This is a genomic window from Bacteroidota bacterium (genome assembly GCA_016721765.1).
In the GTDB taxonomy this organism is placed as follows: Bacteria; Bacteroidota; Bacteroidia; order UBA4408; family UBA4408; genus UBA4408.
In genome coordinates, this window is sequence record JADKHO010000001.1 from 1,135,514 (window position 1) to 1,151,644 (window position 16,131).

At 38.3% G+C, this 16,131-nt stretch carries 15 protein-coding genes; 5 read left to right on the plus strand and 10 right to left on the minus strand.

Annotated elements, in window-relative coordinates:
• Nucleotides 1-22: 22 nt before the first annotated feature.
• Complete coding sequence (locus IPP32_03995) at nucleotides 23-1,084, plus strand: FAD-dependent oxidoreductase (protein MBL0047242.1); 1,062 nt, start codon at nucleotides 23-25, stop codon at nucleotides 1,082-1,084.
• A gap of 2 nt (nucleotides 1,085-1,086) precedes the next feature.
• Here IPP32_03995 and IPP32_04000 read toward each other — a convergent pair whose 3' ends face one another.
• The 5 genes from IPP32_04000 to IPP32_04020 all read right to left on the minus strand — a co-directional run bounded on the left by IPP32_04000 (nucleotide 1,087) and on the right by IPP32_04020 (nucleotide 7,624).
• On the minus strand, nucleotides 1,087-1,455 hold the full coding sequence (locus IPP32_04000) for a hypothetical protein (GenBank protein MBL0047243.1): 369 nt from the start codon (nucleotides 1,453-1,455) through the stop codon (nucleotides 1,087-1,089).
• Between the two features lie 18 nt (nucleotides 1,456-1,473).
• Nucleotides 1,474-1,665 carry an AtpZ/AtpI family protein gene (locus tag IPP32_04005; protein ID MBL0047244.1) on the minus strand — a complete coding sequence of 64 codons (192 nt, stop codon included), beginning with the start codon at nucleotides 1,663-1,665 and terminating at the stop codon, nucleotides 1,474-1,476.
• Nucleotides 1,658-2,083, minus strand: a complete 426-nt coding sequence (locus IPP32_04010; GenBank protein ID MBL0047245.1) for a polymer-forming cytoskeletal protein — start codon at nucleotides 2,081-2,083, stop codon at nucleotides 1,658-1,660. Before IPP32_04010 ends, IPP32_04005 begins: the two co-directional genes overlap by 8 nt.
• Before the next feature lie 124 nt (nucleotides 2,084-2,207).
• A complete protein-coding gene (locus tag IPP32_04015) occupies nucleotides 2,208-4,880 on the minus strand; it encodes a T9SS type A sorting domain-containing protein (protein ID MBL0047246.1) in 2,673 nt (890 codons plus the stop codon).
• Between the two features lie 59 nt (nucleotides 4,881-4,939).
• Entirely contained in the window at nucleotides 4,940-7,624 is a 2,685-nt protein-coding gene (locus tag IPP32_04020) for a hypothetical protein (GenBank protein ID MBL0047247.1), read from the minus strand.
• 211 nt (nucleotides 7,625-7,835) lie between these two features.
• Here IPP32_04020 and IPP32_04025 point away from each other — a divergent pair, with 211 nt between their 5' ends.
• The 4 genes from IPP32_04025 to IPP32_04040 all read left to right on the plus strand — a co-directional run bounded on the left by IPP32_04025 (nucleotide 7,836) and on the right by IPP32_04040 (nucleotide 12,181).
• Nucleotides 7,836-8,720, plus strand: coding sequence for a M23 family metallopeptidase (locus tag IPP32_04025; GenBank protein ID MBL0047248.1), 885 nt, complete (start codon nucleotides 7,836-7,838; stop codon nucleotides 8,718-8,720).
• Between the two features lie 10 nt (nucleotides 8,721-8,730).
• On the plus strand, nucleotides 8,731-9,885 hold the full coding sequence (locus tag IPP32_04030; GenBank protein MBL0047249.1) for a 1-deoxy-D-xylulose-5-phosphate reductoisomerase: 1,155 nt from the start codon (nucleotides 8,731-8,733) through the stop codon (nucleotides 9,883-9,885).
• A gap of 102 nt (nucleotides 9,886-9,987) precedes the next feature.
• Nucleotides 9,988-11,307, plus strand: a complete 1,320-nt coding sequence (gene rseP / locus IPP32_04035; GenBank protein MBL0047250.1) for an RIP metalloprotease RseP — start codon at nucleotides 9,988-9,990, stop codon at nucleotides 11,305-11,307.
• 58 nt (nucleotides 11,308-11,365) lie between these two features.
• Nucleotides 11,366-12,181: a hypothetical protein gene (locus IPP32_04040; GenBank protein MBL0047251.1), complete on the plus strand. Its 816-nt coding sequence runs from the start codon at nucleotides 11,366-11,368 to the stop codon at nucleotides 12,179-12,181.
• Nucleotides 12,182-12,185: 4 nt separating this feature from the next.
• Here IPP32_04040 and IPP32_04045 read toward each other — a convergent pair whose 3' ends face one another.
• The 5 genes from IPP32_04045 to sufD form a co-directional block, all read right to left on the minus strand.
• Nucleotides 12,186-12,689, minus strand: a complete 504-nt coding sequence (locus IPP32_04045) for a DUF2480 family protein (GenBank protein MBL0047252.1) — start codon at nucleotides 12,687-12,689, stop codon at nucleotides 12,186-12,188.
• Between the two features lie 110 nt (nucleotides 12,690-12,799).
• A complete protein-coding gene (locus IPP32_04050) occupies nucleotides 12,800-13,129 on the minus strand; it encodes a DUF59 domain-containing protein (GenBank protein ID MBL0047253.1) in 330 nt (109 codons plus the stop codon).
• A 2-nt stretch (nucleotides 13,130-13,131) separates the two neighbouring features.
• On the minus strand, nucleotides 13,132-13,551 hold the full coding sequence (locus IPP32_04055; GenBank protein MBL0047254.1) for a SufE family protein: 420 nt from the start codon (nucleotides 13,549-13,551) through the stop codon (nucleotides 13,132-13,134).
• The gene (locus IPP32_04060) at nucleotides 13,548-14,795 is read right to left on the minus strand and encodes a cysteine desulfurase (GenBank protein ID MBL0047255.1); all 1,248 of its coding nucleotides are present in this window, start codon (nucleotides 14,793-14,795) and stop codon (nucleotides 13,548-13,550) included. The genes IPP32_04055 and IPP32_04060 overlap by 4 nt, the downstream gene beginning before the upstream one ends.
• Before the next feature lie 12 nt (nucleotides 14,796-14,807).
• Complete coding sequence (gene sufD / locus IPP32_04065; protein MBL0047256.1) at nucleotides 14,808-16,130, minus strand: Fe-S cluster assembly protein SufD; 1,323 nt, start codon at nucleotides 16,128-16,130, stop codon at nucleotides 14,808-14,810.
• Nucleotide 16,131 lies beyond the last annotated feature (1 nt).

Genomic DNA, 16,131 nt, shown 5'->3' on the forward strand with positions numbered 1-16,131 from the left:
CCATAATGATTACCTTCGGGGGGTGAAAAAAAATTTTATAATTGTTGGGCAGGGAATTGCAGGGTCGGTGCTTTCTTTTTTATTGATGCAGTGCGGAAAAACGGTGCTGGTGATAGACGAGAATAAAGTGTTTACCGCATCAAAAGTGGCAGCCGGATTATACAATCCAATTGTGTTTAAGCGCATCGTAAAAAGTTGGATGGTGGATGAAGTGCTGCCGGCGACAAACCAAATTTACGCTGAAATGGAACAGCTTTTTAAGCTTAAATTTCACCACAAGCGCTCCATTGTGAAGCTATTTGTTTCTGAAGAGGAACGAACCTTCTGGTTATCAAAAGCGACTCAGCCCGAATTAGCTCCTTACTTAACGAATGCAACAGATGCACAGTACATGTTGGAGGAAATTCAAAATAATTTTTCATGTGCATTTGTAAAGCAATCGGGGAATGTAGATATACCGGTAATGCTGGAAGGGATGAAAGAATACTTGATATGGAAAGGTGCTTATAAGCAAGAAAAGTTCGATTTTAATGATTTAAAGCTGAATTCTGAAAGCGTAACCTGGAAGGATATTGAGGCACAAAAAATTATTTTTTGTGAAGGCTATCACGCCACAAGGAACCCCTATTTTAGCTACCTGCCTTTTTTGCTCACCAAAGGAGAAGTGTTAATTATTCGCATTAAAAATTACAACACTGAAAATGTGGTGAACAAGGGTGTTTTTATCATGCCATTGGGCAACGATTTATATAAAGTTGGTGCCACCTACGAATGGAATGACCTTAGTGAATTTCCAAGCGAAAAAGGCAAAAGCGATTTACTTTCTAAATTGCAGCATGTATTGAAAATTCCTTTTGAAATTGTGGAACACCAGGCCGGTATAAGGCCAACTGTGAAAGACCGAAGACCGCTCTTAGGCATCCATCCAAAACATGCACAAATAGGAATTTTTAATGGAATGGGGACCAAAGCAATTTTGCTTGCACCTTATTTTGCGCAACAATATGTAGCTTTTTTAGAAGGTAATTGCGAATTGCATCCCGAGGTGGATATAAAGCGCTATGCAACTTTATGGAAAGACTGAAGCTACTTTACCTGACTTTTAAACAGTTGGTAGGTTTCAAAGGAAGTGTACACAAAATACAGCATTAAAAAATGGAGCACAAACACTTTCCCTCCGGGTGGACGGTTCATTAAAAACACGACAATAAACATCAGGTAAGCTAATAGTTTTATTGTGGTGATAGCCATAAAGGAGCGCACAAAAACTTGTGGACTTTTTTTAGCTGATTGGGTTAAGAAATAATGAATCGCAGCGGTGGTGGCAATAAAAAATGCGAGTGCATACCAAGTTAAATTATTCCTGAAATTAGCTGGCCCGTAGTTGTTCCAAACAAAAAGCAATGCTGCTACAATAAAGGATAGCAGGAAAAGTCGGATATAAAATTTTTGCATTACAGAGGCTCGAAAGGATTATTTTTTCTTGAGAAAGTCTTTTATAAAGTACCAAATGGCACCTCCAACAGCAACCAATGTTAGCACTAAGGTAAAAACCGGAAATGGGGTTGCCAGTAATTTATCCAGGTATTTGCCTCCAAAAACGCCCGCCAACATAATGGCAAGCATTTGAATACCCATACCGGAATACTTTGCGTAATCAGGCAATTTTTTCGGCTTTTTCTCGCTCTTGTTTGTCGGCATTTAACATGTTTTTTACCATGCCGCCCATGCTACATGAGCCCATAAAGTTGGCTCCGGGTTCGATAGATAATTTGCTGGCAATAATATCACCAATGAGGTTTGCAGTAGCCTTTAACGATAAAATTTCGGCCACACTGATATTTCCTGAAATTTTTCCGGAAACATCGGCATTTTGACACACAATTTCACCCTCAATATTTCCGGTACTACCAATTACAACTTTGCCTTTGGAGCTTACCGATCCAATCACAGTGCCATCCACACGAATATCTCCGTTAGAAATAACTTCTCCATTAATAATGGTACCCGCTCCAATTAAGTTGATGGAACTGGTATTGAGGTCGTTATTCTTTCCCATCAGGTTACGATTTTTGTTAAACATTTTTTCTAGTAATTTAATTCTTAACTAATTGAGAAGCTCAAAGATAGTATTTTCAATTAAAAGAGTACCGTTTTAACCCTAATTGGCAATTTTGGACAGTAAACAAGGCTTTTTTGTCGCCCTTTTACCTTTTTACGAACTTCCTGGTTTGGGAATTTACTTTCAGAACATAAACTCCCGGGGAGAGATTTGTTAGTAAAATTTTGTGATCGGTGGCGGTAATTTTTTTTGAGAGGACTTCTCTTCCGAATACATCAAAGATTGAAACGGGGGTTTCTTCTTTTGTCTGGCTGCTGAATAGTATGTTTATTTCATCCTTTGCGGGATTGGGGAATATTGCCAATGATTCTTTCTCCTGATTTTTTGATGAAGGGATTGTGTTTGGTTGCACAATTTCAGTATGAGCGATGTTTGTGGCCACAGGAAGGTTGAAGTCAAAATAAATGAAAGCGTTATTTGGAATTGTATCACCCACTTGTAAAGTTGTTTTTGGTTTTATACGGTAATGCACATACCCGTTTGAAAGCAATTGGTTGGTTCCACTGTCGGGAAGCAAAACGTTAGGGAATTTAAATTCCATATTTCCTTCCCAATACAACCACTTGAGATTTACAGGGTGAGATGCATTTACAAACTCTATGGTTGAAATTTGTAAGAAGTTGATATCAATGGGATTGCTGATCCGAATGTTGAAAGCAGTATCATTTCCGGTATTTTGAAAACGGATGATGTAATCTAAATAGGGTTGGGTGGCAAGTTCATTTGTTGTTAGTTGTTCTTTATTTACCAGAATATCATTCGGGTCATAACTGCCCGAAATGGGGTCATGGCAAGTGTGCGAATTAGAGGTTGGAATCGTATCATTAATGAAAGGATAAATATGAATGCTGGAATGAGCAGAGGTGCCAATCTGAGCTGAAGCTTGGATTCCAAATACAACCTTAATGGTTCCGCTTTCGAATGGTGCTAATGGTGCTAAGTTCCAAACAATAGAATCGGCAGTTACAAGAAAAGGAATACTGTCGGAATAAGAATAAGTCAATAAAGGGTCGAGATATAAAACAATGCTTGGAGAAAGAGTAGTAGTTCCGGAATTTCCATACTGGATAGTATACATGCCATTAAATCCAGGGCGAAGGCGGGAAGTTCCATTTTCAATTACCCAAAGATCGTTAACAACCCCCAAAGGTTGAAAAGCAAAATTGTTAAGTGAATCTATTTGACGAAAACCATTAAAGTAGGCTGTGTTAGTTAATGGAGCAGATGTGTAAAAGTTGGGTATAGGGGTTGAAACAGTAAAATTACCACTATCTAAAACCACAAGACTATAGCTTCCATCAATTAAAGAAAAAGCAAATCTATTTGTATTATTATCTATAATCTTATGATTGTAAAGTACTTTTTCACCTATGTTTTGCACCCCATTTGAATTTGCATCCACATAAATAGTTCCGCTTATTGTATTTAAAGTCTCCGTGATTCTTCGCATTAAGCCCTCGATATACTCTGTCGTCCATACTGCATAAAATTCCGAATACTCAGCAGTAACAAAATCATGGTTCCTTGTTTCAACAATATCTAAAACATTCATATCCCATCCATAAATACCTGTGTAGCTATTCTGGAGGGTATTTTGCCATTTTATATTACCAGCAGAGTCAAGCCTTACAATCCAAGGAACAAAACCTTGAAAATAATTTGCACTATCCATATTGGCTTCAGTTTTATCTCCGGAAATGGGAGATCGTGACTCTCCGGCAATTATATATCCACCGTCTTTGGTTGCAACAATTTTATGCGACTGATCCTCTTTTGTTCCTCCAATAGTATTTTGCCATTGCATCGCACCAATGCTATCTGTCTTAACAATCCAATAGTCAATAATCCCAATATTGTTTTCTGATTTATCGCCTGAAACGCTTGATTGAGAATTCCCAACAATAACGAAACCACCATCGTTAGCCAGATCTAATGCACTCATATTGTCTGACTGAGCGCCGCCTATTGTATTCTGCCACTCAATACCTCCGAGACTATCTACTTTTATTATCCAATAATCCGTTAACCCGACACTAGCTTTCGTTTTTTCTCCGGAAATTCCGGATTCAGAGGAGCCGCCTAACAAAAAGCCATTATCTTTTGTTTGAACAACAGAAGCAGGAGTTTCGTTTAAATTTCCACCAATTGTTTTTTCCCACTGCACAATTCCCAAGGTATCAAGTTTTACGAGCCAAAAGTCATACGTTCCCCTGCTGTTTTGTGATTTATCACCGGAAGTATTAGACTTTGATTTGCCAATAAGAATGCAACCACCGTCATCTGTTTCCTTCATATCATAAAGAACATCGTCCCCGCTTCCCCCAATAGTATTTTCCCAAAGGATGTTGCCAAGTGAATCAGTTTTGACGACCCAGAAATCGAAAAAACCAATATTATTTTCAGATTTATTGCCAGAAGCAGGAGAGTTTGAATTTCCTCCTAGGAGATATCCACCATCCTTGGTTTGCAGCACATTATGTAAATTATCATCACCCATTCCCCCGTAGTTTCTTTGCCAGATTCTATGACCTAAAGAATCAGTTTTAATTAGCCAAAAATTTCGACTCATATTCAAAATGTAAGTTGGCCCGCCAAGAATAAATCCGCCATCCTTCGTTTCATCAAGGGTAGAGAAATATTGATTTTCATATCCTGACCATTCCTCCCACAGAACCTCTTGCGCAAAAGCTGGATAAATTAATAAGCAATGGGCAATAAACAAGAAAAATAATTTTGAAAAGCGGTATGGTTTTGTCATTGGCAATTAGCTAAGTGGGTCTTTACTTTTGTAAATGTATTGATTCCCAGTATATAAACCTATTGCAAATACTTCTGCCCAAAGAATGTTTCATAAGCCGAAACATCTTTTTTATTGTAAAGGATGGGATAATTGTCGGCTGAAATTACAAGAATTTTAAATTTTTCGGGATTGGATAATCCTTTAAAAAGAGTTTCACTGTTTTTTAAAACACCATAATATTCCATTGCTTTTGCCTTATTGGGAAAGGATTTAACAGAAATCATTTGTTGGTCGGTGCTAAAAACTAGGTCACTAATAAGCAGTTGGCTACCACTAAAATTTTCGTCATTAAAGTCGGATAAATCTGCTTTTTGTTGGGGCATGGAAAGACCGGCACTGGGCAGTAAAATGATGCAGAAATGCTCGCCATCCGGGCTAAAATTGTAGAGTGCCGCTACTTTTTTACTCGTGTCGGCAAGCGCTTTCATTTCGGGCTTTTGCTGAGCTGCTTGCAGTTTTAGCAATACCTCCAACATATCCGAAGCACGCTTTTTAACATCATCCTTTGGATATTTGGCAACAACTAAGCGCAGCGATTTAATGTATTCGTCAAGGGGTGCTGTTTTGCCAATACACTGCGCCTTTAAAAAATCATATTTAGGCTTGTATTTGCTATTGGGGAATAGTGTATCCGAGGTGGCACAATTTACAAGCACTTGGGCATAATTTTGATCCAAAAAGAGTTGATAGGTTTGCTCGTAATACTTTGTAGCTTCGCTCTTGCTAAATGCCTTGTTTTTACCATAATTGGGGTCACGAATAATTAGGGCATAATCGCTATTCGGATAATCGTTTAACAAGATGTTTTTATATTTCAACGCATTGGGTTCATCTTCGGCTTGCGTGTAGGCTTGGTACAATTGAAAATAGCAACTTAGCTTATAGCGGTTTTCCGGAAAACGGCGCAACAACTCTTCATAGGTCTCAATTGATTTGAGGTTAAATCCAAGTTGATCCTTATAAATTGAAGCCATATCATAAAGCGCATTGATAATGGTATCGTTTGATTTTTTTATGGCAGCTTCAGTAAGCGGAATGTCTTTTAACATGCTTGCTTTGTTGCGATATTCCAAACCATCTTTCGACTTTTCGCTTGTTTCATCGCCGGCATTTGCATTATCGCCTTGTGTAGTGGCAGTTGATCCAAAATCATCGGCAGGGGTTTGTTGCTGTTTATTGCTTCTTCGCCAATTGTCTTCGAGCTTTCGATTGCCCCATTTTTTTTGAAACTCGCTAAAACCAAAACTCAAGGTTTGTTGGTTGTAAAAATACCAACCTCTTTCACCTGTTCCGCCGGGAAAGCCCATTCCACCCGGACCACTGTTAGATGCATTTTGAGGCATTCTGGTGTTTTGCTCTTGTTCTTGATTGAGTTTTTCCTCTTCTTCTTTTTCTTTTTTAGCCTGCGCTTGTGCTTTGGCGTTTGCTTCTAATTTTTCCAATAAAGTAGCTCTACTCGATTCATCTAGTTTAGATATGGCCTGTAAACTATCTTCCCGCTCAACGGTATTTATATCCTTCACCAAACCGGTTAAACTTTTTGATTTTGTAACAATGTCATCGTAATCAGGAAACTCCGGATTCAGCAAACTAACTGCGGTATCGTAATATGCTTGTGCACTCTTAAAATCAGGAAATTGCAAATAAATATCCCCTAATTTTAAACTCGACATCCCTTTTTGGTAAGTATTGCTGGTACTGGTGCTTATAGATTTATGCAAATAATCCATAGCAAGCTCTTGTTGTTTTTCTTTGTCGGCAATTTCTGCTAAGGCGTAATAAATTTGATCTTGATATTCGATATTTTTATCGTCGCGCAACATTTTTTTCAAGCGTTTCTTTAAATCGACTGTGCTACCGCTGTTCACATCAAAGCTGCGCGCTTCATTAATTTTTGCACTAAAGGCCATCTCATAAGGAGGATTCATTTTTACCACCAAACCAAAATAATGAGAAGCTTTTTTTAGCTGACCTTGTTTTTGATAGAGTTGTGCCAAAACAAAAGTGTATCGTGTTCTTTCGCGCTTACTTTTTGTATGGGCAATAGCTTTTGTGAGATTTTCGATGGCAAAGGAATAATCGTCTTTCTTGCAATAATAATCAGCGCAAACGGCATAGTATTCACCTTTTAAATTTTCAGGAAATTTTTTATCGTAACGAATTTCATCCATGATGCTTTCAGCCACGGCAGAGGTCCCCACTTCATTTTGACAACGGAACGACCACAGCATGGCTTCATAGTGTGAAGGCAATTTTTTATATTGGGTTTGCATAAAATCAAACACCTCTAGCGCATCAATATAGTTGTGTCGATAAAAATGCGACTTGCCAATAACTAAATAACTGTCATCAATCCAATTGCAATGCTCTTGTCCTTTTATTAAAATCGAATGCCGCTCAATTACCGAAGAAGCTTTTTTATAAGCTTTATCCATTTCGGCAGTAAGTGTTTGCGATTCCTTTAAATCGGTGTAGTTAAATACAGGAATAAGTTTATCAAAATGGTCGACATGTGTTTTGTAGAGCTTTTCAACACCTTCTTTTAAACTTTCTTTTGCGTAAAAATAGCCGTTAAAGCGGGAGGTTAAGTTATGGTACGAACGCGTCGCAACAGTATTTTTCTTGGTGGTACAAGCAGCCAAGAGCATTACTAGTGCAAGCAAAATTGTAAAGGAAAATGGATTATTAAAACGTTTTAACAAATTTGTATTTACCTGAGCGTGGTTTACTTCTAACTTATTTTTTACAAAAATATTTTATTTTTTGGTAAAACACGCATGAAAGTGCATTTAATAAGGCTTCTACTATAGTTTTGGTTTAAAATAGGCTTTGGACCAGTTGTGCTTCATAACTATTCTAGCACTAGCAGGGATTGTTTTTTTTAAGATATTTGCCTTCCCTGAAAGGCAGTGCATGGCAGAGCAAGAAAAAAAGAAAAAGGAACAACGTTTTTTTTACCGGATAAAAAACAAATTTCGACTGGTTATCATGAACGATGAAACCTTCGAAGAGAAGGCCTCGTTTGTGCTGTCGCCCTTGAATGTTTTTGTTTTTGTAGGTACCCTTGCTTTATTTTTGATTGTGCTTGTTTCCTACATCATTGCTTTTACCTCACTTAGAGAATACATTCCGGGTTATGCCGATGTGAACATGCGTAAAAACATTAAAACCTTGGCTTTGCGTGTGGATTCCTTGGATCAAGAATTACAAAATCGCGAAATGAACATTTCAAATTTTGCGGATATCCTCAACGATAAAAAGCAAAATCCCAAAATAAATCCAACAGCAAAAGACAGTACAAAGAAGTACGAAAAACTAACACTCTCGGGTTCTTTTGAAGACTCTATGATGCGCGCTGAAATTGAATCCCAAAGCAAGTACAGCCTAGCGCTCGGAGAAGAAAGCAAAGCAAAAAGCGGTATTCGAAATTTTTTCTTTTTTGTTCCTTTGAAAGGTGTTGTTACAGATTCTTACAAATCCGGTATATCTCACTATGGTGTGGATATAACAGCTCCCGAAAACGAAGCAATTAAAGCAACCTTAGATGGTACTGTGATTCTTGCCACTTGGACATCCGAAACCGGATACGTGATTCAGGTGCAGCATGAAAATAATTTAGTGAGTATTTATAAACACAACTCTGTGCTCTTGAAAAAAGTGGGCGACAAAGTGAATGCCGGTGAAGCCATTGCCATTATTGGAAATTCGGGAGAACTAACCAGCGGTACGCATTTGCATTTTGAACTTTGGTTCAATGGACTACCTGTTGACCCTCAGGAATACATGAGTTTTAATTAAAACGGATATTTTGGAAGAGAAAAAGAAAGTAGCGATTCTGGGCAGCACCGGTTCTATTGGTACACAGGCATTGGATGTAATTAAAGCCAATCCACAATCCTTTGAAGTTGAGGTATTGAGTGCCCAAAATAATGCTGATTTACTGATTCAGCAAGCAATTGAATATAATCCAAACTGTGTGGTGATTGGTGACGAAAGCAAAAGACAATTTGTTTTGGATGCATTGCAAAAACGTGATATAAAAGTGTATTCAGGTTTGGATGCCTTGGCTCAAGTAGTGCAAATGGAAAGCATCGACATGGTATTGACCGCACTCGTTGGCTATGCCGGATTAAAACCAACTCTAGCAGCAATAAGGGCCGGAAAACAAATTGCTTTGGCCAATAAGGAAACACTGGTTGTAGCCGGCGATTTGGTAACAAGCCTTGCAAAGGAAAATGCAGTAAATATTTATCCGGTTGATTCGGAGCATTCTGCAATATTTCAATGTTTAGTTGGTGAATTTCACAATCCACTTGAAAAAATTTATTTAACAGCTTCCGGAGGACCGTTTAGAGGAAAGGACAAGGATTTTTTAGCTACCGTAAAAAAGGAGCAAGCACTCAAGCATCCGAATTGGGATATGGGAACAAAAATTACAATCGATTCTGCAAGTCTTATGAACAAAGGTTTGGAAGTGATTGAAGCGAAATGGTTATTTGGATTAAAGACCGAACAAATTGATGTAATTGTACATCCTCAATCTATTCTGCACAGTATTGTTCAATTTCAAGATGGCAGCATGAAAGCGCAAATGGGATTGCCGGATATGAAATTGCCCATTCAATATGCTTTGGCTTATCCTTCTCGATTGAAATCTGATTTCCCTCGATTTGATTTCATGAACTACCCCAGTCTGACCTTTGAAAAGGCAGATACTAAAACCTTTAAAAACCTGGCCTTAGCCTACAGTGCATTGGAAAAAGGAGGCAACATGCCCTGTATTATTAATGCCGCAAACGAGGTGGTGGTTGACGCGTTTTTAAAAGATAAAATCTCATTTTTGGGAATGTCGGATGTCATTGAAACCTGCATGGCAAAAGCAACTTTTGTAACAAAGCCCAGTTATGAAGACTATGTAAACAGCGACAAAGAGGCTCGCACCTTGGCTTTACAACTAATTTAGGGATTGCCCAATCTTTGTTAAAGTTTTTAAGAGGCATAAAGTTCGCGAACAAAGACTTACCTTTGCGCCTTGCAAAAAAAATACGCGTACTAAATTTACGAAATGGAAATTCTGATTAAAGCTGCTCAGTTAATATTAAGTCTCTCTATACTTGTTGTTCTGCATGAGTTGGGACATTTTATACCCGCAAAACTCTTTAAGACAAGAGTTGAAAAATTCTATCTTTTCTTTGATCCATGGTTCTCGCTTTTCAAAACAAAAAAGGGGGATACAGAATATGGAATTGGATGGTTGCCTTTAGGTGGATATGTGAAAATTTCGGGAATGATTGATGAGAGCATGGATAAGGAACAAATGGCCTTGCCTCCTCAACCTTGGGAATTTAGAAGTAAACCAGCCTGGCAACGCTTAATTATTATGCTAGGCGGTGTTACCGTAAATGCAATATTGGGTGTATTTATTTACATCTGCATCCTTGCTTATTGGGGCGAAGAATACTTGCCTACCCAAAATTTAAAATATGGTATTGCTTGCGATTCAGCTGCATTTGAAATGGGCTTGCAAAATGGCGATAAAATTTTGGCGGTTGATCATAAAGTGGTAGATAATTTTGCCAAAATACCTGCCGAAATAATTTTTAATCAAGCTAAATCAGTTAGTGTAGAACGAGAAGGAAAAAATTTGGATATTATTATTCCTCCCGGATTTACAAGTGTTTTAATAAAATCGCAAGGAAGTTTTATTGCACCACGACAAACCATCGAAATTGAAGAACTTGCACCGGGTTCGCCGGCACTAAAAGCAGGATTGCTTAAAGGCGATAAGATTATTGGGATAGATAGCTTGCAAACCCCCTATTTTGATCAGTTCCGTGCTGAATTACAGAAACATAAAAACCAAACCATTGCGGTTAAATTAATACGTAATGGCGTTGAAACTACTGCCAATGTTGCTGTTCCGGAAGAGGGTTTAATTGGCTTTACGCTCAAGAGTTTCGATACGTATCTTGAATTTAAGAAAATTGATTACAGCATGATAGATGCCGTACCTGCAGGATTCAGTAAAGCATATCATACGTTCGACGATTACATTAAACAATTTAAACTCATCTTTTCACCCGAAACAAAAGCTTATAAATCATTGGGTGGATTTATTACCATGGGTAAAATATTTTCACCCGTATGGGATTGGCAACGCTTTTGGAATTTAACAGCATTTCTATCGATAGTATTAGCCATTATGAATTTGTTGCCTATTCCGGCATTAGATGGAGGCCACGTAATGTTTCTTCTTTGGGAAGTAATTACCAGAAGAAAACCGAATGAAAAATTTATGGAATACGCGCAAACCGCAGGAATGATTTTATTATTTGCTTTGTTGCTTTTCGCGAACGGAAACGACATTATCCGCTTATTTCAATAAAGATAAACCCTGAGCTTAACTAATTTGTTGTTTATTTAGATTTGCAAAAATTCCGTTTATGAAGAAGTCTATTCTTTTTCTATCACTTTGTTTTGCACTATCGACGGTGCTTAGAGCCCAAGATAGCACTATTGGAATAGGACAAGCGGATACTTCTGTACACAAAAAAACCCTAATCATTCCCTTTGAACCGGATTTGTACATGAGCGACATGGACCGTGAAATTGGGCGTGTCAATCAATTGAGTCAGCCGCAAATTGTAGAAAAATTCAGAATCAATTTTGACCGCACACTTGAGAATGCTGTGCAACTAAAAAATGAAACACAATCTGTTTTGCACGATGAAACGAGCGCGCAAGTGAATGAGTTAGTAAACATTTATTCCGGTATTACATTTTTGTATACGCCTATCAAGAGAGCTCAAACAAAAAAGGACAAGCTTCTTTCCACAGTTGTTCCCACCAAAAAGGCTCCACAAAAGGATGCACGAATTAAAGATGGCGAAGTGTATACGGTGCGCGACACCATAGAAAGGTACATGAAGACAGTGTTAGTTGATAGCACGCTATTAGAGAAATTAAATGAGCGTTTTGGGGCGGAAAACTTTTTGTTTGTAAATCAATTTGAGCTAAAAAATAGTTTTACGGATGTGATGCAATTGCAAAACGATACGTATGAAAGGGAATTGCGCATTCATTATTCTATACTTAACAAAAAGGGAGAGGAGCTATGTGGGGGGATTGCCAAATGCCACTTTGCCAATACAATAGTGAATATTAATAAAATTATTTCTACTTCTTTTCCTTGTGCCGCTAAGCAGATAGCCGATGCGCTTATAGCGTATGAAGGAAGTCTCGTAAAAACAAAAAAATGAGATTTTATTTTACTTGCTTATAAAGCGGAACGGTAGAGCATGGTTCACCATACATGATGCTCTTGGCAATCGGACGCAGCAAGCGCATCATTTCAACATAGGCAGCCGTTGGTACCGGTAATTTCCCACATCCTTTTATTACAATTCTGGCATCTTTATATGGCTTGAGATCGAGTTTCGACAAAAGGTCATGATACAAAACTGTTTCCAATTGCTCCAAATTTCCGAACACATAATTTTTTGCAAATGGCTCCAGCGCGCTTGCCACCAGCATAAAAGCCCAAGTGGGAATAATGGCATCGGCGCTGCAATGTATGGCTACGTATTTATTTTGGTAAGTGCTCCAATCGCTAGTTTTTATGAATTCTCTGAACTCTTTTTCGCGCAACATCAAACCTTGGTAAAGTTGATCTTTTATATCTAACAAAACACGTTCTCCGGCCGGATAAAATTCCTCCAGATCTATTGTTACTAAAGCGCTTGTGCTAACTTTATTGGTGATATCCATTTTTATGCTAGTACAAAGATGTTAGTACAAAGTACAAAGACAATTTTGTTTCAAATTAAAATGAAGCGAATACTTGGTTATTAATTTATAGCTCATTTGTAAATTTATTCTTACATAAATCCTAACTCTAACTGTGCTACTTCGCTCATCATGCTTTTTTCCCAAGGTGGTTCAAAAGTGATTTCAACTTTTGATTTGCGCACGCCTTCCACTTCTGCAATTTTTTGTTCTGTTTCGGGAGGAAGTGTTTCTGCTACCGGGCATGATGGAGAGGTGAGTGTCATTTTTACCAACACCTCATTTTCAGCATTAATATTCACTTCATAAATCAAACCAAGCTCCCAAATATCCACCGGAATTTCAGGATCATAAATGGTTTTTAAAGTGTCGATTACCTTATCGGCAAGTTCTTTGTTTTCGGTATTTATTATTGCTCCCATGCTTATTGTTTATTCAATGCCAAGGCATCTAATTTCATTTGTTTCACCATACTCAGTAAGCCATTGCTTCGAGTAGGGGAGAGGTGCTCTTTTAATCCAATCTTATCAATAAAATCTAATTTTGCCGCCACAATTTCTGCTGCAGTATGTCCACCTAAAACCCGAATCATTAGTGCTACTAAACCCTTTGTTATTATGGCGTCACTATCTGCAGTGTATTCAATTTTATTATCCAAATTTTCGCTGTGTAACCACACTTGTGATTGACAACCCTTTATTAATTTATCGGGTGTTTTGTATTTCGCATCAATCAATGGCAAGGATTTACCCAACTCAATTAGATGCTCGTATTTACCTTCCCAATCCTCCTCAAACAACTCAAACTCTTCAATTATTTCCTGTTCCGTTTCCTCAATACTCATAACAACATTTTAATAGCTTTTTTAACTCCCTCCACTAATGCATCCACTTCTTCTATTGAATTGTAAAAAGCAAATGAAGCACGCACTGTTCCGGGTATCCCAAATCGTTGCATCAAGGGTTGATTGCAATGGTGTCCGGTGCGCACTGCAATTCCCATTTTATCGAGCAAGGTGCCCACATCAAATGGATGTGTGCCTTCTACCACAAATGAAACAACAGCTGCTTTATGCGCTGCGGTTCCAATAATTCGAACAGCATTAATTGCGCTCAGTTTTTCAGTTGCATATACAAGCAATTCGTGTTCGTGTTTTTGAATATTTGCGTATCCAAGTTCCTCCACATACTGAATTGCCGCTGCTAAACCAATGGCACCCTCAATATGCGGTGTTCCTGCTTCAAACTTGTGGGGTAAATCGGCATATTCGGTTTTTTGAAAGGAAACCGTTTTTATCATTCCACCGCCGCTTTGATAAGGAGGCAATTTCGTTAACCATTTTTCTTTTCCATACAATACACCCATTCCTGTGGGTCCAAATAATTTGTGCGCGCTGTAAACATAAAAATCGCAATCCAAGTCTTGCACATCCACCTTCATGTGTGGAACTGCTTGTGCGCCATCTAAACAAACTAAAGCACCACGTTCATGCGCAAACGCAATCATTTCTTTCACCGGGTTTATAGAACCCAAAGTATTGGAAACATGCGTGATTGCAACCAATTTGGTTTTTGGAGTAAAAAGTGTTTGATAAGCATCTTGAATTAGTTCACCGGCATCGTTTATGGGAATCACCTTAAGTTCAGCCCCAACTTTTTCACACAAGATTTGCCAAGGAACAATATTGGAGTGATGCTCCATTTCTGAAATGATTACTTCATCACCGGAGCGAATAAAATTATTTTCAAAAGTGGCAGCCAATAAATTTATGCCGTCGGTAGTGCCTTTGGTAAATATAATTTCATGGGCCGAGGCAGCATTTAACTGTTTTTGAACGCAATTTCGAGCCGCATCGTACAGTACAGTTGCTTCCTGACTCAGGGTATGCACACCACGGTGCACGTTTGCATTTTGAGCAGCATAATAGGTTGTAATTGCATCAATTACCTGTTGCGGTTTTTGAGCAGTTGCGCCATTGTCTAAATACACTAATGGTTTTCCATGTACCTTAACATCCAGCAAAGGAAAATCCTTACGAATGCGGGAAACATCAAAAACCGGAATGGTTTGCTCTAGTGTTTTAGACATGTATTCGAATGCTTATGCAAATCGGTTAACAATCAAAGATTCAATATAGGTTCTTAAAGGCTCAAACTGAATGGCATTTACTACTTCTTCCGCGAAAGCGTGCATCAGCAAATTTTTTGCACTTTCTTCACCAATTCCACGTGAGCGAAGGTAAAACATGGCTTCTTCATCCATCCGGCCGGTGCTGGTGCCATGACTGCATTTTACATCATCGGCATAAATTTCGAGCTGAGGTTTTGTGTTGATGCTGGCATCGTTGCCCAATAACATATTTTTATTGGATTGAAATGCATTTGTTTTTTGCGCATCCGGACGAACAAAAATTTTTCCATTGAAAACCGCAGTTGATGCATCGCTCATAATTCCTTTATACAACTCATTGCTGAAGCAGTTTGGCTTACGGTGGTCCACTAAAGTATGGTTGTCGAAATGCTCCTTGTGGCGCGGTAAATACAAGCCGTAAAGGTGTGTTTCGCAATTTTCAGCATCCAAAACAATGTTGAGGTTGTTGCGCAGGAATTCTCCGCTAAGGGAATAGGTATACGTATTAAATAAACTGCCTTTTAGCTGAATTACTTGGGTAGTATTAACTTGTGAAGCATTTTTTTCTTCTGCCTGAATGCGGCAATAACCGACTTGGGCATTTTCTTCGATGATGAGTTCACTCAGGTGATTGGTAAATAATTTTTCATTGCAATTTGAATCTAAACTCACAAAGGTTTCGAGAATATCCACCTTTGCCCCTTTTTCAACTATAATCAAATTGCGTGTATTCGCGAGGTAGTTCTCAGTACTTGAAATTAAATTAATGATGTGTACCGGTTCATTTACAGTTGTATTTTGCGCAATTCGAATATAAGCTCCATCCTTTGCCAATGCAGTGTTGAGCGCAATAAAAGCATCAGTGGAAGAATCGGCATAATTTGCAAAATGGGTTTCGATTACATCTTTTTGCGAAGCATAAATAGCGGCTAAATTGCTGATAAAAATACTGCTGTCGGTTGGAATGAGTTGAGAATGTTCGGCTGAAAAAATGCCGTTAATTAACACAATAACATGGGCATTTTTTAAGGGAATAAGCTTTTTGAATCGTTTGGTGGGAAGGTTTACTTTTCCTACCGCTTCTAATTTAAAACTATCATTTAAAAATGATTTTGCATTCGAGTATTTGTATTCTTCGTTCTTTTTATCCGGTATTCCAAGCTTCAAAAAATGCTCCATCGCCAGCACGCGTTTGTTGCGAATGGCAGAGTTTGCAGGCATTTTTGCCAAATGATTTTCAAAAGCAGCGCTAATAGTATTGGTTAAACTTGCTGTTGTCAATGTGGGTATCATA